The organism is Pirellulales bacterium, assembly GCA_019694455.1.
Taxonomy (GTDB): Bacteria; Planctomycetota; Planctomycetia; order Pirellulales; family JAEUIK01; genus JAIBBY01.
The window spans coordinates 76,447-98,984 of the sequence record JAIBBY010000014.1; the positions used below are offsets into that span (position 1 = coordinate 76,447).

General features: G+C 64.2%; 20 protein-coding genes. 11 read left to right on the top strand and 9 right to left on the bottom strand.

The genetic code is table 11. From position 1 onward, the window contains the following. Positions 1-28 precede the first annotated feature (28 nt). From atpD to rpmG, 3 genes are all read left to right on the top strand, one after another. Positions 29-1,501: a F0F1 ATP synthase subunit beta gene (gene atpD / locus K1X71_07920; protein MBX7073061.1), complete on the top strand. Its 1,473-nt coding sequence runs from the start codon at positions 29-31 to the stop codon at positions 1,499-1,501. A 70-nt stretch (positions 1,502-1,571) separates the two neighbouring features. Beyond that, the gene (gene atpC / locus K1X71_07925; GenBank protein MBX7073062.1) at positions 1,572-2,051 is read left to right on the top strand and encodes an ATP synthase F1 subunit epsilon; all 480 of its coding nucleotides are present in this window, start codon (positions 1,572-1,574) and stop codon (positions 2,049-2,051) included. Positions 2,052-2,208: 157 nt separating this feature from the next. Then, positions 2,209-2,373 carry a 50S ribosomal protein L33 gene (gene rpmG, locus K1X71_07930; GenBank protein MBX7073063.1) on the top strand — a complete coding sequence of 55 codons (165 nt, stop codon included), beginning with the start codon at positions 2,209-2,211 and terminating at the stop codon, positions 2,371-2,373. Positions 2,374-2,449: 76 nt separating this feature from the next. On the opposite strand, the gene K1X71_07935 is transcribed toward rpmG, so the two are convergent. Then, positions 2,450-4,117, bottom strand: coding sequence for a serine/threonine protein kinase (locus tag K1X71_07935; protein ID MBX7073064.1), 1,668 nt, complete (start codon positions 4,115-4,117; stop codon positions 2,450-2,452). A 252-nt stretch (positions 4,118-4,369) separates the two neighbouring features. On the opposite strand from K1X71_07935, the gene K1X71_07940 reads away from it, so the two are divergent. The 7 genes from K1X71_07940 (at position 4,370) to K1X71_07970 (ending at position 12,285) form a co-directional block, all read left to right on the top strand. Further along, positions 4,370-5,176, top strand: coding sequence for a hypothetical protein (locus K1X71_07940; protein ID MBX7073065.1), 807 nt, complete (start codon positions 4,370-4,372; stop codon positions 5,174-5,176). Positions 5,177-5,353: 177 nt separating this feature from the next. Next, positions 5,354-6,721: a hypothetical protein gene (locus tag K1X71_07945; protein MBX7073066.1), complete on the top strand. Its 1,368-nt coding sequence runs from the start codon at positions 5,354-5,356 to the stop codon at positions 6,719-6,721. A gap of 54 nt (positions 6,722-6,775) precedes the next feature. Further along, complete coding sequence (locus K1X71_07950) at positions 6,776-8,752, top strand: serine/threonine protein kinase (protein MBX7073067.1); 1,977 nt, start codon at positions 6,776-6,778, stop codon at positions 8,750-8,752. 12 nt (positions 8,753-8,764) lie between these two features. After that, positions 8,765-10,498, top strand: a complete 1,734-nt coding sequence (locus tag K1X71_07955; GenBank protein MBX7073068.1) for a hypothetical protein — start codon at positions 8,765-8,767, stop codon at positions 10,496-10,498. Positions 10,499-10,598: 100 nt separating this feature from the next. After that, positions 10,599-11,246, top strand: coding sequence for an RNA polymerase sigma factor (locus tag K1X71_07960; protein MBX7073069.1), 648 nt, complete (start codon positions 10,599-10,601; stop codon positions 11,244-11,246). After that, on the top strand, positions 11,243-11,650 hold the full coding sequence (locus K1X71_07965) for a hypothetical protein (protein ID MBX7073070.1): 408 nt from the start codon (positions 11,243-11,245) through the stop codon (positions 11,648-11,650). Before K1X71_07960 ends, K1X71_07965 begins: the two co-directional genes overlap by 4 nt. 92 nt (positions 11,651-11,742) lie before the next feature. After that, the gene (locus K1X71_07970) at positions 11,743-12,285 is read left to right on the top strand and encodes a gamma carbonic anhydrase family protein (protein ID MBX7073071.1); all 543 of its coding nucleotides are present in this window, start codon (positions 11,743-11,745) and stop codon (positions 12,283-12,285) included. 14 nt (positions 12,286-12,299) lie between these two features. Here the strand turns inward: K1X71_07970 and K1X71_07975 are convergent, their stop codons facing one another. After that, entirely contained in the window at positions 12,300-12,866 is a 567-nt protein-coding gene (locus K1X71_07975) for a hypothetical protein (GenBank protein MBX7073072.1), read from the bottom strand. A 160-nt stretch (positions 12,867-13,026) separates the two neighbouring features. Here K1X71_07975 and bioB point away from each other — a divergent pair, with 160 nt between their 5' ends. Further along, a complete protein-coding gene (bioB, locus tag K1X71_07980) occupies positions 13,027-14,076 on the top strand; it encodes a biotin synthase BioB (protein ID MBX7073073.1) in 1,050 nt (349 codons plus the stop codon). Between the two features lie 18 nt (positions 14,077-14,094). Here bioB and acs read toward each other — a convergent pair whose 3' ends face one another. From acs to K1X71_08015, 7 genes are all read right to left on the bottom strand, one after another. Continuing rightward, on the bottom strand, positions 14,095-16,044 hold the full coding sequence (gene acs, locus K1X71_07985) for an acetate--CoA ligase (GenBank protein ID MBX7073074.1): 1,950 nt from the start codon (positions 16,042-16,044) through the stop codon (positions 14,095-14,097). Between the two features lie 206 nt (positions 16,045-16,250). Further along, entirely contained in the window at positions 16,251-17,447 is a 1,197-nt protein-coding gene (locus tag K1X71_07990) for a Gfo/Idh/MocA family oxidoreductase (protein ID MBX7073075.1), read from the bottom strand. A gap of 101 nt (positions 17,448-17,548) precedes the next feature. Continuing rightward, a complete protein-coding gene (gene rsmA / locus K1X71_07995; protein ID MBX7073076.1) occupies positions 17,549-18,490 on the bottom strand; it encodes a 16S rRNA (adenine(1518)-N(6)/adenine(1519)-N(6))-dimethyltransferase RsmA in 942 nt (313 codons plus the stop codon). Between the two features lie 14 nt (positions 18,491-18,504). Continuing rightward, complete coding sequence (locus K1X71_08000) at positions 18,505-19,098, bottom strand: riboflavin synthase (GenBank protein ID MBX7073077.1); 594 nt, start codon at positions 19,096-19,098, stop codon at positions 18,505-18,507. Between the two features lie 11 nt (positions 19,099-19,109). Then, a complete protein-coding gene (gene pssA / locus K1X71_08005) occupies positions 19,110-19,964 on the bottom strand; it encodes a CDP-diacylglycerol--serine O-phosphatidyltransferase (GenBank protein ID MBX7073078.1) in 855 nt (284 codons plus the stop codon). After that, positions 19,961-20,926: a phosphatidylserine decarboxylase gene (locus K1X71_08010; GenBank protein MBX7073079.1), complete on the bottom strand. Its 966-nt coding sequence runs from the start codon at positions 20,924-20,926 to the stop codon at positions 19,961-19,963. Before K1X71_08010 ends, pssA begins: the two co-directional genes overlap by 4 nt. Positions 20,927-21,030: 104 nt before the next feature. Continuing rightward, positions 21,031-22,538, bottom strand: a 1,508-nt coding sequence (locus K1X71_08015) for a glycosyltransferase family 39 protein (protein ID MBX7073080.1), incomplete at its 5' end; no start/stop codon positions are given.

A 22,538-nucleotide genomic window follows, 5' to 3' on the forward strand; every position in this document is an offset into this window, starting at 1 on the left:
ACCCACCAGCCGCTGCAAAGGCATCCACATGGCTACCTCGCAACTCTCCCGCGCCGGCGCCAACGGCCAGTCCGCCAAAGTTGGCCACATCACCCAGGTGATTGGCTCCACGTTCGACGCCGAGTTTCCAGAACGTCAACTCCCGGCGATCTACAACGCCATCAAGATCAAGGCCAACAACAAGGGGGTCGAGGTCGATCTCACCGGCGAAGTGCAACAGCACCTGGGCGGCAATCGCATCCGCTGCGTCGCGCTCGGCAGCACCGAAGGGCTCATCCGCGGACAAGAGTGCCTCGACACCGGCGGGCCGCTGTCGGTCCCGGTCGGCAAGGGTGTGCTCGGTCGCGTGCTCAACCTGTTGGGCGACCCGATCGACAACCGCGGCCCGATCGATGCCCAGGAGCGCTGGAGCATCCACCGCGACGCGCCCGAAATGTCCGACCTCTCGACCAAGACAGAGGTCTTTGAGACGGGCATCAAGGTGATCGACCTGCTCACGCCGTTTGTCCGCGGCGGCAAGGCCGGCCTGTTCGGCGGGGCCGGTCTCGGCAAGACGGTCATTCTCACCGAGCTGATCGCCCGTATCGCCAGCAGCTACGGCGGCTACTCGGTGTTCGCCGGCGTGGGCGAGCGCACCCGCGAAGGAACCGACCTCTGGCTCGAAATGCAAGAAGCCAAAATCGGCGACACCGGCCGCAGCGTCATCGAGCAAACCAGCATGGTCTTCGGTCAGATGAACGAGCCGCCGGGCGCCCGCCTCCGCGTCGCCCTCTCGGCACTCACCATCGCCGAGAACTTCCGCGACACCACCGGCGCCGACGTCCTCTTATTCATCGACAACATCTTCCGCTTCTCGCAGGCGGGCAGCGAGGTGTCGGCCCTCTTGGGGCGCATGCCGTCCGCCGTGGGTTATCAGCCCACGCTGGCCACCGAGATGGGCGCGCTGCAGGAGCGGATCGCCTCCACCGACAAGGGCGCCATCACCTCGGTGCAGGCCGTCTACGTGCCGGCGGATGATCCCACCGATCCCGCGCCGGCCACTGCGTTCGGCCAGCTTGACGCGTTTCTCTACCTGGAACGCTCGATCGCCGAAAAGGGCATCTACCCTGCGGTCGATCCCTTGGCCTCGTCCAGCCGCATCCTCGATCCGGCCTACGTCGGCGATCGGCATTACGCCGTTGCCCGCCGCGTGCAAGGCATCTTGCAGCGCTATCGCGAACTCAAGGACATCATCGCCATCCTCGGCGTCGACGAACTGAGCGAAGAGGACAAGCTGGTGGTGCATCGCGCCCGCCGCATCGAGCGCTTCCTGTCGCAGCCCTTCTTGGTCGCCGAAGTCTTCACCGGCAAGCCGGGCGAGATCACGCCGCTGGCCGAGACGATCCGCAGCTTCGAGGAGTTGTGCAACGGCAAGTGGGATCACCTGCCCGAAAGCGCCTTCATGTATGTCGGCGTCATCGAGCAGGCCGAAGAACAAGCCAAGAAGGCCGCCAAGAAGTAGTTGACCCGCCACCCATCGTTCGTCGAGCCCACATCCCAATACCGCCACCAGGCGCCAACCCCCAAGAGCCATGTCCGACACACATTCCGCCGGAGTGACCACAGGCGTGCCTGATGTAGCTCATGCTCGAGTCGACGTCCTGGAGTGCATCGTGGTCACTCCCGAGGCCACCGTCTTCGAGCATGCCGCGCAATTCGTGGTCCTGCCGTTGTTCGACGGCGAGATCGGCATTGCCCCCGGACATACCCCCGTCATTGGGCGGTTGGGGTTTGGCGAACTGCGCATGGTCGAGGCCGGCGTCACCACCCGGCTCTACATCGATGGCGGCTTCGCGCAGGTGCTCGGCAACGTCGTGACCGTCCTCACCCCCCGCGCGGTCATGTCCGACAAGCTCGATGTGGCCGTCATCGAAGAGCAGCTTCAATCGGCGCAAGCCAAGCCGGCCCATTCGCCAGAGCGGCTCGCGCTGCGCGATCGGGCGGTCTCCCAGGCCCGCGCCCAGCTTCGCGCTGCCCGCCGCGCCCATGGCAAGCAGCCGGCCGCCCACTAGCAAGCAGCCGGCCGTCAGCGCGGCGATGACCCGCCAAAATCGCGCGCGGCCATCGCCAACTTCCCCCTATGCGCCCAGGGGGCCAAAGGGCTAAAATCCCAAGTTCCCGATCATTCACCGCCGATCCCTCGTCGGAGCCGCTCCGCGGAGCCAAGCCATGGCCAAGTCGAAAAAGAAAGTCGAAACCGTGTTCCTCGTTTGCGAGGAGACCGGCGATTACAACTACGTGCTGCGCCGCAAGCCGGGGGGCGAAAAGCTCAAGCTGAGCAAGTACTGCCCGCGCCTCCGCAAGCACACCATGCACCTCGAAAAGAAGAAATAAGCCACCGCGTGAATCGCGCACAGCCTGGGCCCTCTACCGATTCGGCGAGGGCCCTTTCGCTGCGCCGCGTCAGGTGTCAGACCTCTGCCAGCGCCGGCTCGCGCCCCGCTTGCTCCTGCCACCACGCCGCCGCCGCGGCGCTGTCCCAGTGTCCCGCGCAGCAGCAATCCTCCAGGGCACGCTTCAACTCATCCGCCGTTTGATAGCGATCCCCCGGCTGTTTGGCCAGGCAGCGCAGCACCACGCGATCCAGATCGTCGGGCACGTCGCCGTTCATCGCGGCGGGCCCCGTCGGCTCTTGATGCGCATGGGCAAACAACACCTGCAGCGGCTTGGCCGCCTCGAACGGTGGCCGCCCCGTCAACAAAAAATACGCCACCGCGCCCAGCGAGTAGATGTCGCTTCGTCCATCGGGCGATTCGTCCAGCGCCTGCTCTGGCGACATGTACAGCGGCGATCCGGTGATCGATCCTTCCAGTGTCAGTTGCAGGTCGGCCGTGGTGGCGACCGGTCGCACCAGGCCAAAGTCGAGCAACTTCGCCACGTCGTACACGCCCCCCCGTTGCGCCGCGAAGATGTTGCCCGGCTTGATGTCGCGGTGAATCATCCCCATCGCGTGCGCCTCGGTCAGCGCGTCGCAGGTCTGCGTTAACAGATGCACCACTCGCTCGGGCGCCAAGGGGCCGTGGCGTCGCACCAGGTCGGCCAGGCTTAGGCCCGGCAGATACTCCATCACATAGTAAAAAGTGCCGTCGGCGGCTCGGCCGTAGTCGAAAATCTCAATCGAGTTCCAATGCGACAATCGCGCGGCGGTGCGCACCTCGCGCTCGAAGCGCGCCAGCGCCCGCGGATCGCCCGCTTGGGTCGGTCGGATAAGCTTGATCGCGCAGGGGCGTTTCAGCATTTGGTGTTCGGCCAAAAACACCTCGCCCATGCCCCCCGCGCCAATTCGTTCGCGCAATCGATATTGGCCAAATTGCCGCGCTTCGTATGCCTCGCGCCGCAAGGCGCCCATCTTGTAGATGCCGTAAATCGCCGCGATGAACGCGATGACCATCATCATGACCATCTCGACCATCTGGTTCATGTCGGCTACTTCGGCCACCAGCGCGAACTTCTGCCGCGCCAATAGCGTGCCCACCACTGGCGCCGCCGCCATCAGGCCCACCACCGGCGCCGCCCGCTGGGGCGAGTTGGGAATGAAGATCGCATACGTGAAGATCAGCGCGTACCAGTACGTGATCACCGCCTTCATCATCGCCATCAGGCTCATCGGCTGATGCGTCTTGGCGTAGTGCGCAAACGCCTCGTGCTGCATCACCACGAAAAACGCCGCCGTTAGCCCAAACACCAACAGTTCCAGCCAGCGCAGCCGGTTGAGCCGCCCCGGGCAACGAGCGCACAAAAATAGCGCTGTCGAACCCAACACCAGCACCAGCACCACGTGAAACGCGGTCAACAGCAGGCTTGCCTCGCGAGCAGGCGCCGGCGAATAAAGCCCATAGGCCAAGAACATGCCCGAGCCAAGAAACAGCACCAACGCGGCCGCTCGCAGCCGGGTGCGCAAGATGAGCGCTAGCTCGTCCCCCAGTTCGGGCCCGCTCCCCTCCACCAGGGCCACGTGCCGCGCCGGCCCCGCGACAGGCGACAGGCTACTGACCTCGGTCGCACGGGCCGAAATCGGCGCGTCGAGGGTGGGATCGAACGGCGAGTGGTTGCTCGTACTGGCGGAGTGCTCAGGCATCGAATCGCAAATCCAGTCCTGGTAAGTACTATTCATCATATCGGCCGGGGCAATGGGGGGCGATTCCGTTCCCCGCCGCCGGCCGCTCATCAACCGCGCCCAGCGCAAAAAAGTCTTGCCTCAATCCCAAGAATTTCCCCAAACCGGCGACTTACCTCTCTGAGCAGCGCCGTTGTGGCGCTCGAATCGCCAAGCCAGCAAGTGCACGAGACCCGCGGCACGCTTGGGTTTAGGGAAAGGATGGATGAGTCGATGATTAAGAAGCTTGTCATCGGGAGCGGGATCGCCGTGCTCCTGGGAACCTTGTTCTTCGGCCGAGACGCCTGCAGCTATGTCGGCACGTCGGTCGGCTGGGTCAAGGATTCCGTCAAGGACAACGTGCCCATCGAGTTCGAGATCGAGCGAGCGCGCCAGATGGTCAAAAACCTGGTGCCCGACATTCGCAAGAACATGTACACCATTGCCAAGGAAGAGGTGGAGATTCAGCGAATCGCCCGTCAGATCGCCGACACCGAGTCGAAGCTCGCCCAGGACAAGACCAGCATGCTGAAGTTGAAGGGCGACCTGGAACAAGGCGGCGACGTCTTCCAGTACGCCAGCCACAAATACAGTCGCGACGACGTCCGAGCCGATCTGGCCAGCCGCTTCGAGCGGTACAAGGTCAATGAGGCCACCTTGTCGAGCCTGCGAGAAATCGCCGCGGCCCGCAACCGCAGCCTGCATGCGGCCCAGCGCAAGTTGGAGAACATGATCGCCCAGCGGCGTCAATTGGAGGTCGAAGTCCAAAACGTCGACGCGCGTCTCAAGATGGTCGAGGCGGCCCAAACCACCGCCGAGTACAACTTCGACGACAGCCGCCTCGGGCGTGTCAAGGAACTGCTGGCCGACCTGCACACCAAGCTCGAAGTCAGCGAGCGGCTGGTGAACAGCGATGCCCGCTTCGGCGGAGAGATCCCCGTTATCGAGCCGGTCTCCGACAACATCGTCGACGACGTGACCGAGTACTTCTCCGATGCGGACGACGCGCCGCAAGTCGCCGCCAAGCCCGATACGGAGTAACCAGGCTTCCCCGCTGGGCCGAGACAGCCGCGCGCCATTTTCACCTGCGCGGTCACCAGAACACGCGGCTGCCTGCGGCAGCGGCTGTCTCGCCGGCCCGGCCCGATCTCGATTAGTCTGTAACCATCGCGGGCGCGATCCATCTCTTGTCGGGGCGTGGCGGAGCACGAAGCAAGCATGTTCCAAAGCTGGCGCGGCAAACTTCGAGCAGCAGAACTGGCCTATCGCAGCGGCCAGTTGGAAGAGGCCAGCCGCCTGCTCTGCGACGCCGAGCTAAGGCAATTCCTCCCCGCTCAAAAGTTGTTGGCCAAAGTCGCCGGGCAAATGGCGACTCGCGGCGAACAGCGCATGACCCGTGGCGAAACACTGGCCGGTTGGCGCGATGTCGAGGCCGCTGCCCTGTTTGGCGCCGAGCCCGCCCGGCTGACGAAGGTTCGAGAGAAGATGCTCGCCCAAATGCTTAGCGAAGTCGAACAATACGTGGCGGCTGGCGACTACCGGGCGGCGCTGGGCCGGCTCGACGAGTTAGAACGCCGCCGCGCCACCAGCCAAGACACGCGCCGCTGGCGGCAGGTGGCCGAGAAAATGGCCGCCGCTCAACGATTGGCCCGCCGCGGCCGCTTCGCCGAGGCCGAGGCAGAACTCTCCGTGGCCATGCCCTTGTCCGGCGGCATGAAGTTGTTGGGAGAGTGGCTCGAAGAGTATAGGCTCAAGGGACGGCGCCTGCGCGAGTTGGCCGCCGAGCTGCACACTTGCGTGGCGAGCGAGGATTGGCATCACGCCCTGGGGCATGCCGACGCCATTCTCGAGCTTGCTCCCGACGATCGCGCCGCTCGCGACGCGCGCTGTCGCGCCTGGTCGGCGGTCGGCATGAAGATCGCCGAGACAACCTTTCCCAGTTCGCGGCCGCACCAAAACGGCAGCCCCATGCACGATGCCGCCCATCACCATTCGCAGCCGCGCGGCGAGCGCTTCGTCCTCTGGGTCGATGAAGTTGGCGCGTTTCTGGTTTGCCAGGGAGACGAGGTCTCGCTGGGGCAGCCCACCTCGGGCGCGCAGGTCGATATCCCGCTCTTGGCCGATCTGTCGCGGGTGCAGGCCCGCATTCGCCGCGAGGGAGAGGGTTACCTGCTCGAACCCGTGCGCACCACCCGGTTGAATGGCGCCCTCGTCACCGAACTGGCCCCGCTCAAAGACGGCGACCTGATCGAACTGGGATCGAGCGTCAAGCTGCGGTTCCGCAAGCCACATGCCTTGAGCGCCAGCGCTCGGCTCGAATTTGTCAGCCGCCACCGAACCCAACCCTCGGTCGATGGCGTCATCCTCATGGCCGAATCGTGCGTCTTGGGACCCGGCGCCGCCAGCCATGTGGTCTGTCCCGATTGGTCCAGAGATGTGGTGTTGTATCGGCAAGCGGGCACGCTCTGCTGCCGAGCCACGGACTCGTTCGCGGTGGATGGACAGGACCACCAGCAACGAGCCGAAATTGGCCGCGGCTCGACAGTCAGCGGGCCAGATTTCTCGTTCACGCTGGAAGCGGTTTAGGCTTATCCTGATATGAAATCAGTAGCGGCGACACTGGACACCGATGGTGCGGTCATGAACTTTCCTGCAACGGAACCCGGCAATCTGCGCGAGCCACGCAGCGGCCCCACCAAGTTCTTGTATCCCAGCGGCTCGCGCCCCGTCGATGGCTACACGATCAAACGGGGCATCGGTCGCGGCGGCTTTGGCGAGGTCTACTACGCCACCAGCGACGGCGGCAAGGAGGTCGCGCTCAAGCTGATTCGCCGCAATCTCGATGTCGAGTTGCGCGGAGTCGCTCACTGCATGAACGTCAAGCATCCCAACCTCTTGGCGCTGTTCGACATCCGCCGCGACGCCGACGACGACACCTGGGTGGTCATGGAGTACGTCGGCGGCGAAACGCTCGATCAGGTTATCGCCCGCAACCCCAACGGCATGCCGCTCGAAGAAGTGCTCTCCTGGATGCACGGCATCGCCGGCGGAGTGGGCTACCTGCACGATCATGGCATCGTCCATCGCGACCTGAAGCCCGGCAACATCTTCAGCGACGAAGGCATCGTCAAGCTCGGCGACTATGGACTGTCGAAGTTCATCTCGGCCAGCCGTCGCAGCGGACAAACCGAAAGCGTCGGCACCGTGCACTACATGGCCCCCGAAGTGGCCAACGGCCGCTATGGCAAAGAGATCGACCTCTACGCACTCGGCGTGATTCTCTACGAGATGCTCACCGGGCATGTGCCGTTCGAAGGCGAGAGCGTGGGCGAGGTGCTCATGAAGCACCTCACCGCCAAGCCCGATCTGAACAAAGTCGACGCGCGGTTCCGTCCGCTGCTGGAACGCATCCTCGATAAAGACCCCAGCCAGCGCCCGCAATCGGTGCAAGAGATCCTGGCCGCGCTGCCGCAGCCGGCGAGTGGCACGGCGAGCTATATCCAAAACGGATCGAATCCCGTTCCGCCAATCCGCGACACCATGCTTTATGTGCCGGCGGCCGCCGTTTCCCCCGCGTTGCCACCGCCGCTGCCGGTCGCAGCGCCGGAAGAGCCCATTTGGAAGGCGATCAAAGAAAACTGGACCGAGCTTTACTCCGCCTGGCAAAAGGCCGACCTGAATATCTTTCTGCGGGTCGCCATCATCGCCTTGGCGGGTCTGTTGGTGCTGTCCACCAGTTGGCTCTGGCTCACCGCCATCCCGATTTATCTGATCCATCTCATCGTCTGGCACCTGGTCAATGCGGGCCGGCAGTCGACGGCCGCCGCTGGTGGCGCAGCGCTTGGCGCCTCGCCACCGCAATTTTCACCATCGCCTCCCCCACAGGCGACGCCAGCGGCAATGCGCGGCGAGCAGTCGGCGGCGCCCTATGCCGCGCCGCTCACCGGCGAAACGACCGCCTACGTGCTGCCGGTCAAATCCTCGCGCGAAAAGGCGACCGAACTGGTCACCTCGCTGTTGGTCAGCGCGCTGGTGGCCGCCGCGGCCTGTTTTGTCGTCGATTCGTTCGCCAATCTCGACCTGGGGCAAATGATGTGGCTCACCCTCGTTAGCACGGTCGCCGCCTGGGAGGTGATTGTGGCGGCCAGGTTCGCCGATGGCGTCCGCGCGGACAACGAAATGACTCGCCGCTTTGTGCTGCTGATTGGCGGTTTGGTGCTGGGCTACTACGCCTGGGGCCTCGATCGGATGTTGCTGGTCGACCTGCCGTACAGCATGAACTCGCATCTCCGCGATCATGCGGTTCAGTTGCCTCACGCGCCCTCCGCGCTGGCCCTGTATCGCGGCGATGGCTCCCCCACCCTTACCGCATACCTGGCCTATTTTGGTTTCTTGTTGCCAGTGCTGCGCTGGTGGCGCCTGGCCGATCCGCAGCGCCGCCGCCGTTTCAGTTTGTGGGCCACGATCGTCTATGGTGGCTGGTCCTGGATGCTGTCGTGGTTCTGGCCCTTCCCCGATCAATTCGGCGTGGCGGTGGCGACGATCGCTGCCGTGGCCGTTCAACTCAGTAGCCCATGGACCCATTGGCGCGCCCGCGACTCGTGGCGCCGCTTTTAGGAGGATGCAGCGATGTGCCCGCTTGCGATGGATACTTTTGCCTGCTCAGCGGAATCGCTGACCGCGCTGGTGGCGCTGGCGCCCTTGGCCATGGCCTGTGGCTGGAACAAGTGCAAAAAGCCGCACCAGCACGACGCGCGGCGCGCGCATCGCCGCAATGGGCGTCACGGTTGGTTGTGGGTCATCGGCATCATCCTCGCGTTCATGTGGCTCGCCGGCAAAGTACCATTCCGCGATCATCGCCATCACTGGGATCACGAATCGGACAGCGAAACCGAGGAATTCGTGACCGTGCGCGAAGTGGACCGCCGCAATCACGTGCGTCTCAATCCCGTGATGCGTCTGGCCAGCGCGGATGGCCGCCCCGTCGCCGCGCTCGACATCAAGGTGGCGCCAGAACAATGCGCCGATCGCGGCGTGCGAGCCACTGATCTCGCCGCCGGCATCCTGGCGATTGTCGACGCGGTGACTAAGTTCCATGCCGACCAACCCACCGCCGAGCGCGGACCCGAATTGAGCGAACTGGAAAAGATGGTGGTCAGCGCCTCGGGCGAGCGCTCCGTCGAACTGCGCGAGGTGGCCCGTCTCTCGCGGCGCCAACCACTTGGCGCCCGGCAGTCGCAAATCGGCGTGGTGCGCGTGTACCTGGACGGTTCCGACCGCTCATATCGCCGCCGCGGTCGCGGCGAACTCATGGAGGATGTCTACGACCGGCTAGCTGCCGTGCAAGTCGCACGCGAGGAAAAGGGCCAAAGATCGTACGACGTAGACCAATCTCAAGGCGCCCTGCTCATCACCCTCCCAGAGGTTACGAAGACCGAGATGGTGGCGCAATCGCCCGCTGTGCCCGCGCCCCCGGCGCCCGTTCCGCCTGTTGAACCGGCCGAACCAATCGAGCCCGCCGAGCCGGTCGCCGCCCAAGGCGACGACAATATCGGCCATCTCGTCGACGCCGCGGTGGGCTGGGCCCTCGGCAGCGACTACGACGAAGTGCGCCGGGCGCTTGTTGACGCCAAACGAGAAGTGCGCGATGAAACAGCCCGCGCGATGGCAGAGGCTAAGCAGGAGACGGCCGCTGCACTCGAGGAGGCCAAGCACGAAGTCGCCGCCGCGCTCGCCGAGGCGAAACGCGAAACTCACGACGCGATCCAAGAGTCGACAGCGCAGCGCGCCATTCAAGTCGACGCCGACGCCATCGATCCCAACCAGGCCAGCAAACGCCCCTCGTGGGTCGATGCCCCGCCGCAGCAACGGCTCGATGAGCAAGGCGACTTTGTCATCACCGGCAGCACCGGCCCCTTGTACGCCACGCAGCAAGAAGCCCGCACCGCCTTAGCCGGCGTGCTGGAAGAAATGACCCAAAGCTACGTCGATCTGATGCTTGGTCCCGGCGCCAGCAAACAGTTCAACGCCGCAGAGGTCCGTCGTGGCAAGCGCCCCGTCATCTGGACCGGCCCGGCGGTTGGCCCCTCGGGCATGACCTACTACGAGGCGCACGCCATGCTTCGCTTTGGCGACCGCGACCACCGCGACCTGTTGCGCCAATGGCGGGGGATGCACAATCGCCAGCAAGCCTTGGCGGCCGGAGTGATCGGCGCCGCGGTGCTGTTGATGCTCGCCACTTTGCTCGGTTATCTCAAGCTCGATACGGCCACGCGCGGCTATTACAGTGGCCGCTTGAAACTGGCCGCCGGCTTGGTGGCGCTGGCGGTGGTGGGGCTGGCCACGATTGCGGTCAAGGGCTGAGCGCCGAGCGCGCGTTTCCGTCTCCCTGGCCATCCGAGTAAACTATCGTCATGCCACGGCGCCCGAGCGCCTCGATATCCAACCAGAGCTCTGTGTACGTATGCCAGCGCCAACCCAGTTCGATCGTCTGTTGATCGATCGCGTGCGGCGTGGTGAGGACTCGGCCTGGGGAGAATTGATCGAGCGTTTCGAAGGGCGCCTGCTGGCCTTTGTCGAAAGCCGGCTCCGCAGCCGCGCCACCAGCGAAGATGTGGTGCAGGAGACCTTCATCGGCTTCCTTACCAGCTTGCCGAACTACGATGGCGGCCGCCCGCTGGAAAGCTACCTGTTCAGTATCGCCGCGCATAAGCTCACAGATCATCTGCGCCGCGAAGGTCGCCGCCCCACCATTCCGCTCACCGCCGATTCAACCAGCGCCAGCGCCTGGGAACTGCCCGGCGGCGGACGCGGCGCAAGCAGCATCATGCGCAGCGGCGAGCGGCGCCAGATCGAGGAGCAAGCGCTGGTGGCGGCGCTGGCCGATCAGATCGAGCGCTGGCGCGAGCGCGGTGATTGGGAAAAGATCAAATGCGCGGAGTTGTTGTTCGTCCGCGGCCTGGCGAACAAGGAGGTCGCCCTGGCGCTCGGCGCCTCCGAGCAAACCGTGGCGAATTACAAATTCGAGTTTCTGGCTCGCCTCAAATCCACGCTCAAGAAGCAAGGCCTGCCGCAAGACGTCTTCCCCGAACTGGCGGAGGCGCCCGGATGAGCCACTCGCCGCGCCCCCAAGACCTGGAGGCCTATCTCGACGAGGCGCTCCCCGCCGGAGAGATGTCTCGCCTCGAAGACGCTATTCGCGCCGATGTCCAGTTACGCGCCCAGTTGGCGCTCATCCACTCGCGGCGCGACGCCGGAGTCCACTCGCTCGGCGAAATCTGGCGCCGCCACCGCCTCAGTTGCCCCGCCCGCGAGCAATTGGGCAGTTATCTGTTGGGCGTGCTTGTCGGCGAGGCCGCCGAGTACGTCCGCTTTCATTTGGAAGTCGTCGGTTGCCGGCTGTGCCAGGCCAACCGGGCCGATCTGGAAGCGCAGCAGCGCGAAGCCGCCGAACATGTCTCCTCGCGGCGGCGCAAATACTTCCAGTCCAGCGCCGGCTATCTACGCGCCAAGTAAGCGCCCCGCGTTGCTTGCACTGGACTGTCCTTTCGTGTTTGATTGACGCCCAGCCCCCCCCGACTCTCACCCGCAACGGACAAACTTCGCACATGGAAACCACGCCCCCGGTCTTTCGCGCCGACCTGGTTCACTCGTCGGTCTACATTGCCCCTGGCGCCGTGGTGGTGGGCGATGTCGCCATCGCCGCCGACTCCAGCGTGTGGTTTAGCGCCGTAATTCGCGGCGACTGCGCGCCCATCCGCATCGGCCGCGGCTCGAACATTCAAGACGCCGCCGTGCTGCACGCCGATCCCGGCTTTCCCACCACAATTGGCGACGGCGTGACGGTGGGGCATGGCGCCATCGTGCATGGCGCCACCATCGAAGACAACGTGGTGGTCGGCATGAAAAGCGTGGTCCAAAACGGCGCCCGCGTCGGCGCCAATTCCATCATCGCCGTCGGCTGCGTCATCCCCGAGGGGGTGCAGATTCCCCCTGGCTCGCTCGTCATGGGACTGCCGGGCAAGATCAAGCGCCCGCTCGAACCGCATGAGGTCGAGATGAACGGCTACAGCGCACAGCACTATGTGGAGAACGGCAAGCACTTCGCCCAGGCTGGCCAGTTGCTGCGTGGCACGGCCAGCGGCGCCTAGCGAGAGTCAATCCATCATGGTGCGCGCGCCGCGCGTCCGCGAACCCCGCAGGCGTCGGCCACCGCGCAGCCCGTCGCGCAGCTTCCGCAGCCGCCAGCCTCGCCCGTGCCGCAATCGGGTCCGCAGCCGGCCAGCAACGTTTCGGCGAATTTGCGAATCTGCGCCTGCGCCTCGTACGCTTCCGCCAACTCGTCGGTGATCGCGGTCAACTCCGGCGTCGTCTCCCCCAAGAAATAAAACGCCAGCGTCTGCCCGTCGAAAAGTTGCTCCACGTCCATCAGCGCCACCGGCAGTCCATGCTCGGCGATCTTTGCCGCGCACGCCTCGTAGGCGCGATCGCGATTCTTCTGCAGCCGCGCTTCCAGTAGTTCGTCTTCTGGCGTCACCGCCCGCAAGACGAGTCCCGCGGTCTCGCCTTCCGGATCATCCCCCTCGGGCGGCGAGAGCACCTGGCCCAGTTCCAATCCCCGATCGCTGCGCAGCACCACCCGCGTGCCGCGGCCATACCGTGTGGCGTCGGCCGCCACAAAGCCGCCGATCATGCCCAGCGAACCGTAGCGAACCTGATGCAGGCGCGGCATGGTGAAATCGCAAGAACTGGTTATGAAACTCTGATTTACGACATTCTACCCCGCCGCGCGGCCACCCGCGGGGCCGGCCGCGGACTTGTGCCATTCATCCTAGTGGATATCGTAAGAAGGCTGTAGCCAATTGGAAAAGCGTCTCCGAGAGCCAAGTTGCATGTCGACCTCAGCCGCATCGTCCGCACTGACATCGCCTGCGTCCGCATCGCCCGCCAGCCGCTGGCAGGCTGTGGCCGACCTGGTGCTCTCCGGCGGCGAACTGCAACGCGCCCAGGCCGAGGCCATTCTCCGCTCGCCAGACGATGAACTGGTCGATCTGCTGGCCGCCGCTTACCGCGTCCGCCGTCAACATTTTGGCAACAAAGTCCAGCTCTATTTCCTAATGAACGCCAAGAGCGGTCTCTGCCCGGAAGACTGCTCCTATTGTTCGCAATCTAAAGTCTCCGACGCCGAGATTCCGCGCTACAACCTGCTGAGCGAAGACAAGCTGCTGGCCGGCGCAAAGATGGCCGCCGAGTCGCAGGCCAAAACCTATTGCATCGTCATCTCGGCGCGCGGCCCCAACGAGCGTGAGATTGCCGCGATCGAAAACATCGTGCCCAAGATCAAAGAGACCTACAACCTCAAGATCTGCGCCTGCCTCGGCTTGCTCAAGCCCGAGCAGGCGCGGCGCCTGGCCGCTTGTGGCGTCGACCGCGTGAACCACAATCTCAACACCAGCGAAAGCCACTACGCCGAAATCTGCTCTACCCACACCTTTCAAGATCGCCTGGACACCCTGCAAGCCGTGCGCGAGGCGGGCATGGAGCTCTGCTCCGGCGGCATCATCGGCATGGGCGAGCAGCAGGGTGACATCGTCGATATGGCGTTCGATCTGCGCCGCCTCGGCGTCGACTCGATCCCCATCAATTTCTTGAACGCCATCCCCGGCACGCCGCTCGCCGGCGTCGGCGGCCTCAACCCGCGCTACTGCCTCAAAGTGCTGTGCATGCTGCGCTTCGTCAATCCGACCTGCGAGCTACGCATCGCCGGCGGACGCGAACTGCACCTGCGCAGCTTGCAACCGCTCGGCTTGTATCCCGCCAATTCGATCTTTGTCGGCGACTATCTCACGACCAAGGGGCAGGACGCCGACGACGACTATCGCATGCTCAAAGATCTCGGCTTCGAGGTCGCCCGCAATCCAGAACCCGCCACGGTCTGCTAGCGGGTCGCGCTGCCCCACCTACTCTTCTTCGCGCAGCTTGGCCAGCACCGTGTAATCTTCCAGCGTCGTGGTGTCGCCCACCGTCTCCTTGCCTTCGGCAATGTCGCGCAACAGCCGCCGCATGATCTTACCGCTGCGCGTCTTCGGCAGCGCGCCGGCGAAGTGAATATCGTCGGGCTGCGCCAAGGCGCCAATCTCCTGACGCACGTGTTTGCGCAACTCGTCCTTCAAGGCGTCGCTTGGGTTCGAGTCCTTGAGCGTGACGAACACTGCCACCGCTTGCCCCTTGAGCTCATCTGGTCGACCGACCGCCGCCGCCTCCGCCACCCGTGGATGGCTGACAAGCGCGCTTTCGATTTCGATCGTGCTCAACCGATGGCCAGAGACGTTGATCACATCGTCGATGCGCCCCATGATCCAATAGTAGCCGTCGGCGTCGCAGCGCGCATTGTCGCCGGCCAGGTACTTGCCCGGAATCTTCGACCAGTACTGCTCGCGGTAGCGCTGGTCGTCTCCCCAAATGCCGCGCAGCATGCCCGGCCACGGCTTCTCCATCACCAGCCAGCCCCCCGCGCCTTGCGGCACCGGCTTGCCCGCCTGGTTCACAATCGCCGGAATAATCCCCGGCAGCGGCCGCGTGCAACTACCCGGCTTGGCGGCGATGGCGCCGGGCAAGGGACTCATCATGATGCCCCCCGTTTCGGTCTGCCACCAGGTGTCCACGATCGGGCATCGTTCCTTGCCCACGCGCTGGTGGTACCACATCCAGGCTTCCGGGTTGATGCCTTCGCCCACCGTGCCCAACAGCCGCAAACTCGAGAGGTCCTTGCCTTCCAACCACTGGTCGCCCCATTTGATGAATGCGCGAATCGCGGTCGGCGCGGTGTAGAGAATACTCACCCGATAGCGCTCGATGATCTCCCAAAACCGACCTTCGTTCGGCCAGTTCGGCGCCCCTTCGTACATCACCGTCGTGGCGCCGCAGGAGAGCGGGCCATACACGACGTAGCTATGCCCGGTCACCCAGCCGATGTCGGCGGTGCACCAAAATGTGTCCTCTTCTCGCAGGTCGAAGACCCACTCGGTTGTTTTCTTGACAAACAGGTTGTAACCGGCGGTGGTGTGCTTGATGCCTTTGGGTTTGCCCGTCGAGCCGCTGGTGTACAGGATGAACAGCGGCGCCTCGCTGTCCATCGGCGTGGCGGGGCAATCGGCCGACGCCTCGGCCATCAGGTCATGCCACCAAAAGTCGCGACCCGCCTGCATCTCGACCGGCGCGCCGGTCCGCCGGAAAACGACGCATTTCTCGACCGTCGGCGACTTGGCGAGCGCCGCGTCGACATTCGCCTTGAGCGCCAACTGGTGTCCGCGCCGCCAGCCGCCATCCGCCGTGATCTGAATCTTCGCCTTGGCGTCGTTATTGCGGTCGGCGATCGCCTCGCTCGAAAAGCCGCCAAAAATCACCGAATGCACCGCCCCGATCCGCGCGCACGCCAAGAGCGCCACCGCCAACTCCGGCACCAGCGGCATGTAGATCGAAACCACGTCCCCCGGCTTCACGCCCAGCCCTTTGAGCACGTTGGCGAACTTGCAAACCTCCCGGTGCAGCATTTGATACGTCAGCACGCGCTGCTCGCCCGGCTCCCCCTCCCAGATTAGCGCCGCCTTGTTTTTGCGCGGCGTGTTCAAATGCGCGTCCAGGCAGTTGTAGGCCACGTTGGTTTGCCCGCCGACGAACCACTCGGCGAACGGCTCCTTCCAGCGCAACACCTGCGAATACGGCTTGAACCAATGCAGTTCCTGACCCAGCTCCCCCCAAAACTTTTCAATGTCGCCCGCGGCCCGCTTCCATAGCGCTTCGTACGCCTCCAGCGAACCGATGCTCGCTCGCGCCGCAAACTCCGCCGGCGGTGGAAATACGCGATCCTCATGCATCACGTTGTCGAGCTGTGCGGCGTTGTCGGCCATGCGTTTCCTCACGATCGCGGCAGTGATTTAAGTTGGCTCGCGGCGCCATGCCTGCGTCGACAGACGAGCGCCGCGGTCAGGATCGGTCTACAGGTTTCCCGCGCGGTGGCCAGCCTCGGCGCCAGCGCGGCGGCAACCACTAGTGGCCGCGACTTAGAATAGGAAAATTCTCTGGCCGACGCAAAGCACCGGCAATCCCACGCGCTCTACTTGCGCGCGCGGGCATGTTTGAGCGGCAACCAGGCGCCATTCTCCTTGGCGCTGGCCACGCTCTGCTGAATGAAATACATTCCCTCCACCCCATCGTTGATGTTGGGGTAAATGGTGTTGGTCCGCTCGAACTTCTGGCCGCTGGCGCGCCGCGCCATGTCGTCGAAGGCAAAGCGGTAGATGTTGGCGAACGCCTCAAAGAACGCCTCCGGATGGCCGCTCGGCAAGCGGCAACTCGCCACGGCGGTCGGCTTCATGTAAGACGCGTTCGGGTCGCGCGTGTACAGCGCGTGCGGATGGCCGTTGCGGCGGAAGACCAGCACATTCGGCTCTTCCTGCCGCCATTGCAGCGCCCCCTTGGTGCCGTCGATTTCGATGGCAATGTCGTTCTCGCGGCCGTGGCTGATCTGCGAGGCAGTCACCGTGCCCAGCGCCCCGTTCTCGAACCGCACCACCGCATGGCCGTAGTCGTCCAGTTGCCGGCCCGACTCGTAGGTTCGCAAGTGGCAGCTAATGTCGGTCGGCAGCAGCCCGCTGATGTAGCGCCCCAGGTTGTAGGCGTGTGTGCCAATGTCGCCAAAGCAGCCGGCGGCGCCGCTACGCGTCGGATCGGTGCGCCAAGCCGCTTGCTTCTGGTCCGATGTTTCCAACCGCGTCCTCAGCCAACCCTGAATATAAGTCGCCCGAATCGCCTGAACCTCTCCCAAGTCGCCGGCCGCGACCATCTCGCGCGCCTGTCGCACCAATGGATAACCCGTGTAGTTGTGGGTGACGGCGAACACCACCCCCGATTGATCGACCGCCTTGGCCAGGTCCTCTGCCTGCCCCAGATCGAAGGTCATCGGCTTGTCGCACAGCACATTGAAGCCCGCCTCCACCGCTGCTTTGGCGATCTCGTAGTGCGTGTGATTCGGCGTCGCCACGGTCACAAAGTCAACGCGTTCCCCCTCCGGCAATTTGCTTTCGGCGCTGAGCAGTTCGCGGAACGAACCGTAGGCCCGGTTCGTCGGAATGTCGTAGTCGGGCGCCGAGGCCTTCGACTTTTCGGCGTTCGAAGATAGCGCGCCGGCCACCAAGGCCGCCCGGTTGTCCAGCACCGCCGCGGTGGCGTGAACGCGACCAATAAACGAACCTTGGCCACCGCCGATCAGGGCCATCTTGAGTTTGCGGTTCAAGGGTGGGTTGGTGGCCATGACGATCAGTCTCCGCAAGTTGCTATTGAATTGAGAATGGCGCTTGGTTTGTCACTTTTTAGCGGCCCCGAAGCCACTTCGCCAGTCACCGCGCCGCGCGCTCAGCCGGCAGCGCCAAGCCGCTCGCGCACCAGTTCCGCCAGCCAAACGAATTGCTCGATCTCCAACTGCTCGGCCCGTGTCTCGGGCCCCAGACCCATCGTCTCCAAAATCGCGTCGACCGCCGACTTATCCAGTTCTTGCTTGTACGCCGCCACCATCACGCTCCGCAGGAACTTGCGTCGATGCAAGAACATCGATCGCACAAAACCGTGAAAAAATACCGTGTCCCCCAGCCGCGCCCGCCGCTCGGGCTGAAACACAATCCGCACGATCGACGAGGTCACCTTGGGCCGCGGCCAAAAGGCGCTCGGCGGCAAGTTGCGCACAATCTCCACCGCGCATTGGCTCTGCACCCAAACCGATGTGGCGCCATAGTCCTTGGTTCCCGGCGTCGCGCGCAGCCGATCGGCCACTTCTTTCTGAATGGTCACGGTCATCGAGTGCGGCAACGGTTCGCCAACCAACAGATTGCTGATGATCGGCGTGCCGACATGATACGGCAGGTTGGCGACCAGCTTCAGCCGCCGTCCGGGCGCGGCAGCCAACTTCTCGCCCACGGCATCCATCACCACCGGGTTCAAGTGATTTTTGTTGCGCAGCGCGTCGGCCACCAGCAGCGTCACTCGATCAAGCGACGCCAGGTTCTCCTCGGCCAGCGCCGCCACTTCGGAATCGATTTCCACCGACACCACCGCCGCCGCGCGCTCGGCCAGCATGGCGGTCAGCGCGCCTGTGCCGGCGCCCACCTCCAGCACCACGTCGTTCCCCGTTACCTCGGCGCTGTCGAACAATAGCCGCAGCAGGTTCAAATCGATCAAAAAGTTTTGGCCGTGCTGCGTCTTGGGCCGAATGCCCACCTCGCGGAACCGCCGCTGCAAGAACGATAGTGTTTGATTGGCCGAAGCCGAGAGCGCGTCGGGCAAAGCGTTGCGAGGCTCCATCGGCGATTGATTCCTCATGCCCGCCACGCCAGCAAGCGCTCGACATACTTGGCCAACAGGTCGGTTTCCAGATTCACCGCCTCACCGACCGACAGACCGCCCAACGTGGTGACCGCCAGCGTATGCGGGATGAGCGCCACGCTAAAATGATCGTCGTCCACCTCCACCAAGGTGAGGCTGACCCCATCCACCGCGATCGACGCCTTCGGCGCCAGATATCGCATGATCGCGTGCGGCGCGCGAAAGCGAAAATGCGACCAGGCCCCTTCGTCGCGCCGCTGCGCCAAGTAGCCCACCGCGTCGATATGCCCGCTGACAAAGTGCCCCCCGAGCCGGTCGGTGGGTCGCAGACTGCGTTCCAAATTCACGCGGTCTCCGGCGACCAACTCTCCCAGGTTGGTGCGGCTCAGCGTCTCCGACCCCGCCTCAAACGCCAGCGTGTCGCCAGCGACCGACACCACGGTGAGGCAGCAGCCATTGATGGCGATGCTGTCGCCAATTTTGGCCTCGCGCGCGATGGTCGGCTCCGCCAGCAGCACCCTTTTGCCGGGTGGCTCGTCGCGAATCTCGGTGATGGTGGCCAGCGCCTCGACCAAACCCGTGAACATTAAGGATCCAACTAAAACAGCGATTCGCGCTGCGCCCGCTTCAGCACCACGCGCTCATAAAAATATCGCGCCGGACCACCCAGCACGAACGCGCAGCACAGCACCGGCACGGCGTAGCCGCGCACCGTCATGATCGCCACCGCCGCGAACAACAGCGCCACGATATGGTTAAAGCTGCGATGCCCGCGAAAAATCTGGTTGACAACGTGCGGATACGGCACGCGCGACACCATGAGCAGCGCCACCAGCAGCGCGAAGAACGGCAGCGCCATTTGCACCGCCACGTCCATCTCCGCGGCGTACGGCAACGGGTTCGCCGGATTGCGCAGCGTGTTGAACAGAATCGCGAAGCCTGCGATCGAGGCCGCAGCGGCCGGCGACGGCAACCCGCTGAAGTGCAAGTGATCGTCGTCGGTCACCACCTGCACGTTGAACCGCGCCAGCCGCAGCGCGGCGCACGCCGCGTAGCCGGCGGCGATCACCCACACCGCCTCGCGGTGCAAATACGTGAAGTTGGGGCACATTTTCACCAGCAAGATGCCGGGCGCCACGCCAAATGTCACCACGTCGCACAAGCTGTCGAGCTGGCCGCCAAAATCGCTCGTCGTGCGCGACAAGCGAGCCAAATGCCCATCTAGCGCGTCGAACGCCATGGCCAAAAAGATCAGCCAGGCGCTATACATCACGTTGCGCGCGTCGTTCGGCTCGTTCAGCACCACGTCGCGGCGGATGTTCGGCGCCTCGGTCGTGGTGGCGGTCGGCGCTTCGACTCGCGACGCCACCACAATCGCAAAGAAGCCGCACACCAGGTTCGCCAGCGTGAACATGGTCGGCAGCACGGCAATGGTCCGAATGCGTCGCATCATACCGCGGGACTCCCCACCCAATGTGCCATGATGCTGGCGCCAGCCTTCACGCGGTCGCCCACTTTCACATCAACCGAAAGCCCTTCGCTCGCGGGTAAGATCAACTCAGTGCGCGAGCCCAGCTTAATCATGCCAAACTTCTGCCCGCGCTGCAGCACTTCGCCCGGACGCAGGTCGCACACAATCCGTCGAGCGATGGCTCCGGCGATCTGCCGCACCACGAAGCGGCGGTACGGCGACCGCGTCTCTTCGAGGCCGATCCACATATTCTCATTGTAAATCGCGCTCTCAGGATCGAGCGCGTTGCGAAACTCCCCCGGCGAGTAGATCAGCCGGATCACCCGGCCGCTCATCGGCGCGCGGTTGATGTGTACGTTGAAGATCGACAGGAAAATGCCGATCCGCACCGCCGGCCCGCCGACAAATGGGTCGTGCTCCAGCGGCGTCACCTCGGCCACCTGTCCGTCGGCCGGCGAAACGATCAGCCCCGGCCCGCTCGGCACATGTCGCGCGGGGTCGCGAAAGAAGTACACCACCAGCGCCAGCGGAATGGCTGTCAGCGGCGCCAAATACCAATGGTAGAGCGCCAGCCCCAGGGTGATCGCCAACAGCGGACCCGCCATCAGCAATAGCTCGGCCAGCCCCCAGCGCGCAAACGGCAGCCGCTCGCGCCACCGAAACGAGTCGGCTTCGGCTGGCCAGACGCAATCGTTCTGGTTGCGAAAGAATTTGAGGTCGCGCTGGTCCAGCACCTCATGCGGGCACCCCGTCACGCTGCCGCTCCGCAGCCTCGCCATGCGGCCCACGTAGCCCGGCCAGCAGCGCTTCAGGTACCAGCGGCGCAGCCTCCCCCAGGCCAACTCGATGCGGTAGCAAACGCCCCCCCCCGGTTGAATGCTCGGGATGTTCGCCGGCAATGGTTCGGCAGCGGTAGGACCAGGCGCCAATTCGACGTCGCTCATGCGTGCTCGCAAGACCGGGGAAACGAATCACTCGATCTTACGGCAATTGCCGCCGTCGCAACATGCCCCCAAAAATGGCCCATTTCGCCGTGCTCGGCCAGAAATCAGCTCAACCGCTCTTGGATGCGGGCAATGTCGACGGTGATGATCTCCGTCACCCAGCCCCCCACCAGCACCAACACGATCGCGCCGGCCAGCCACCCCTGCCATTTTCCGCGATACGACAACAGCCGCTGCCGCTGCGCGATGGCGCTGGCCGCAAAAATGACCAACAGCGGAACCAGCGGCAAATGGTAGCGCGAATGCGCGAAAACCAGCGTATGCAACAGGCAGATGTAGGCCATCACCAATAGCAGCAGCGTGTACGCTCGCCAATCCCCCGGCGGGAACAGCACCGCGCCAGCGATCGCCAGCAGGATGACGACTGCGTAGCCTCCGGCCACGACCAGCGCGATCAAAGCCACTGCCGGTTTGGGCATGGCGCCAAACTCCCCCGCCAGCGCCGCCGAAACAAGCTCGCGCTCCAACTGCCAGAAGTTGAAGAACTTGATCACGTCGCGCTGGATCGTCAGGCCTGGATGGGCCATCACAAAGCGAATCCCTTCGCGCATCGCCAGTTTGTCGCGCTGCCCTTGGGTCATTTGTCGAAATTCTGGATACCGTCGGGCCAACACGCGGTACCACGCCTGTTCGCCCCCCACGCCAATCGCGTCCCACGAGCGCGTAAGCGGTGTGTGCTCATAGTTGCCCATCATCAAGTTGCGCCCCCCCATGCAATCAATAGTGATCAGCGTCTGTTCCAGTCGCGTGTTGCGCCAGGCCCATGGCGCGATGACCACCAAAAAAGCGACCACCATCAGCGCCACGCCCGCCAGTCGCCGTGGCCACGCCACCGGAGCGACGATCAACAGATAGCCTCCCAGCACCGGCGGAAACAGCCACAAGACGCTGCGCGTCAGCGCTCCCACTCCGACCAATGCGCCCACCAGCGTCATCTTCGCCAGCGACGGAGATTGCAGGTAGCTCACCGTCGCCAGCACGATGGCCGCCAGCCCGAGCGTGAACAGCGCCTCCGACAACAGCAAGTTGTTGTAGACCAACAGCGAAGGATAAAAGCACGCTAGCCCCGCCGCCCACAGTGCCACTCGATCGTCGTACAATCGCCGCGCGAGCAAAAACACCAGCACAACCGTTCCCAGGCTCAATAGCCCCTGCGCGGCGCGCACCGCCTGAAAGTTGCCTACGCCAAATAACCGATAGATCGCGGCCACGCTGGCGGGAAATAGCGGCGGACGAATCGAGGTCAACTGCCCTTGCGCCGCGGCAAAGCGTCCTTCCTCCGCCAAGTGGGTGGCAATTTCGTTGTACTCCACCTCGTCGTGATGCAGCAGAACCCCCGCGAACGACTGCCACAGCGCCACGCGCGCCACCAAGCCAACCGCCAGAATCGCGGCCAGAATCAGCCAAACGCGAGGCGACCGGGCCACCGCAACGTCGCGCGGCGCGGCGCCATCGGCCGGTGGGAGAGTATTGGCGCTCACAGTTCCCACAACGGCGGCAAACCCGATTCGGCCACGTTGAACCACTCGTACAACACGTGAATCCGCACGAA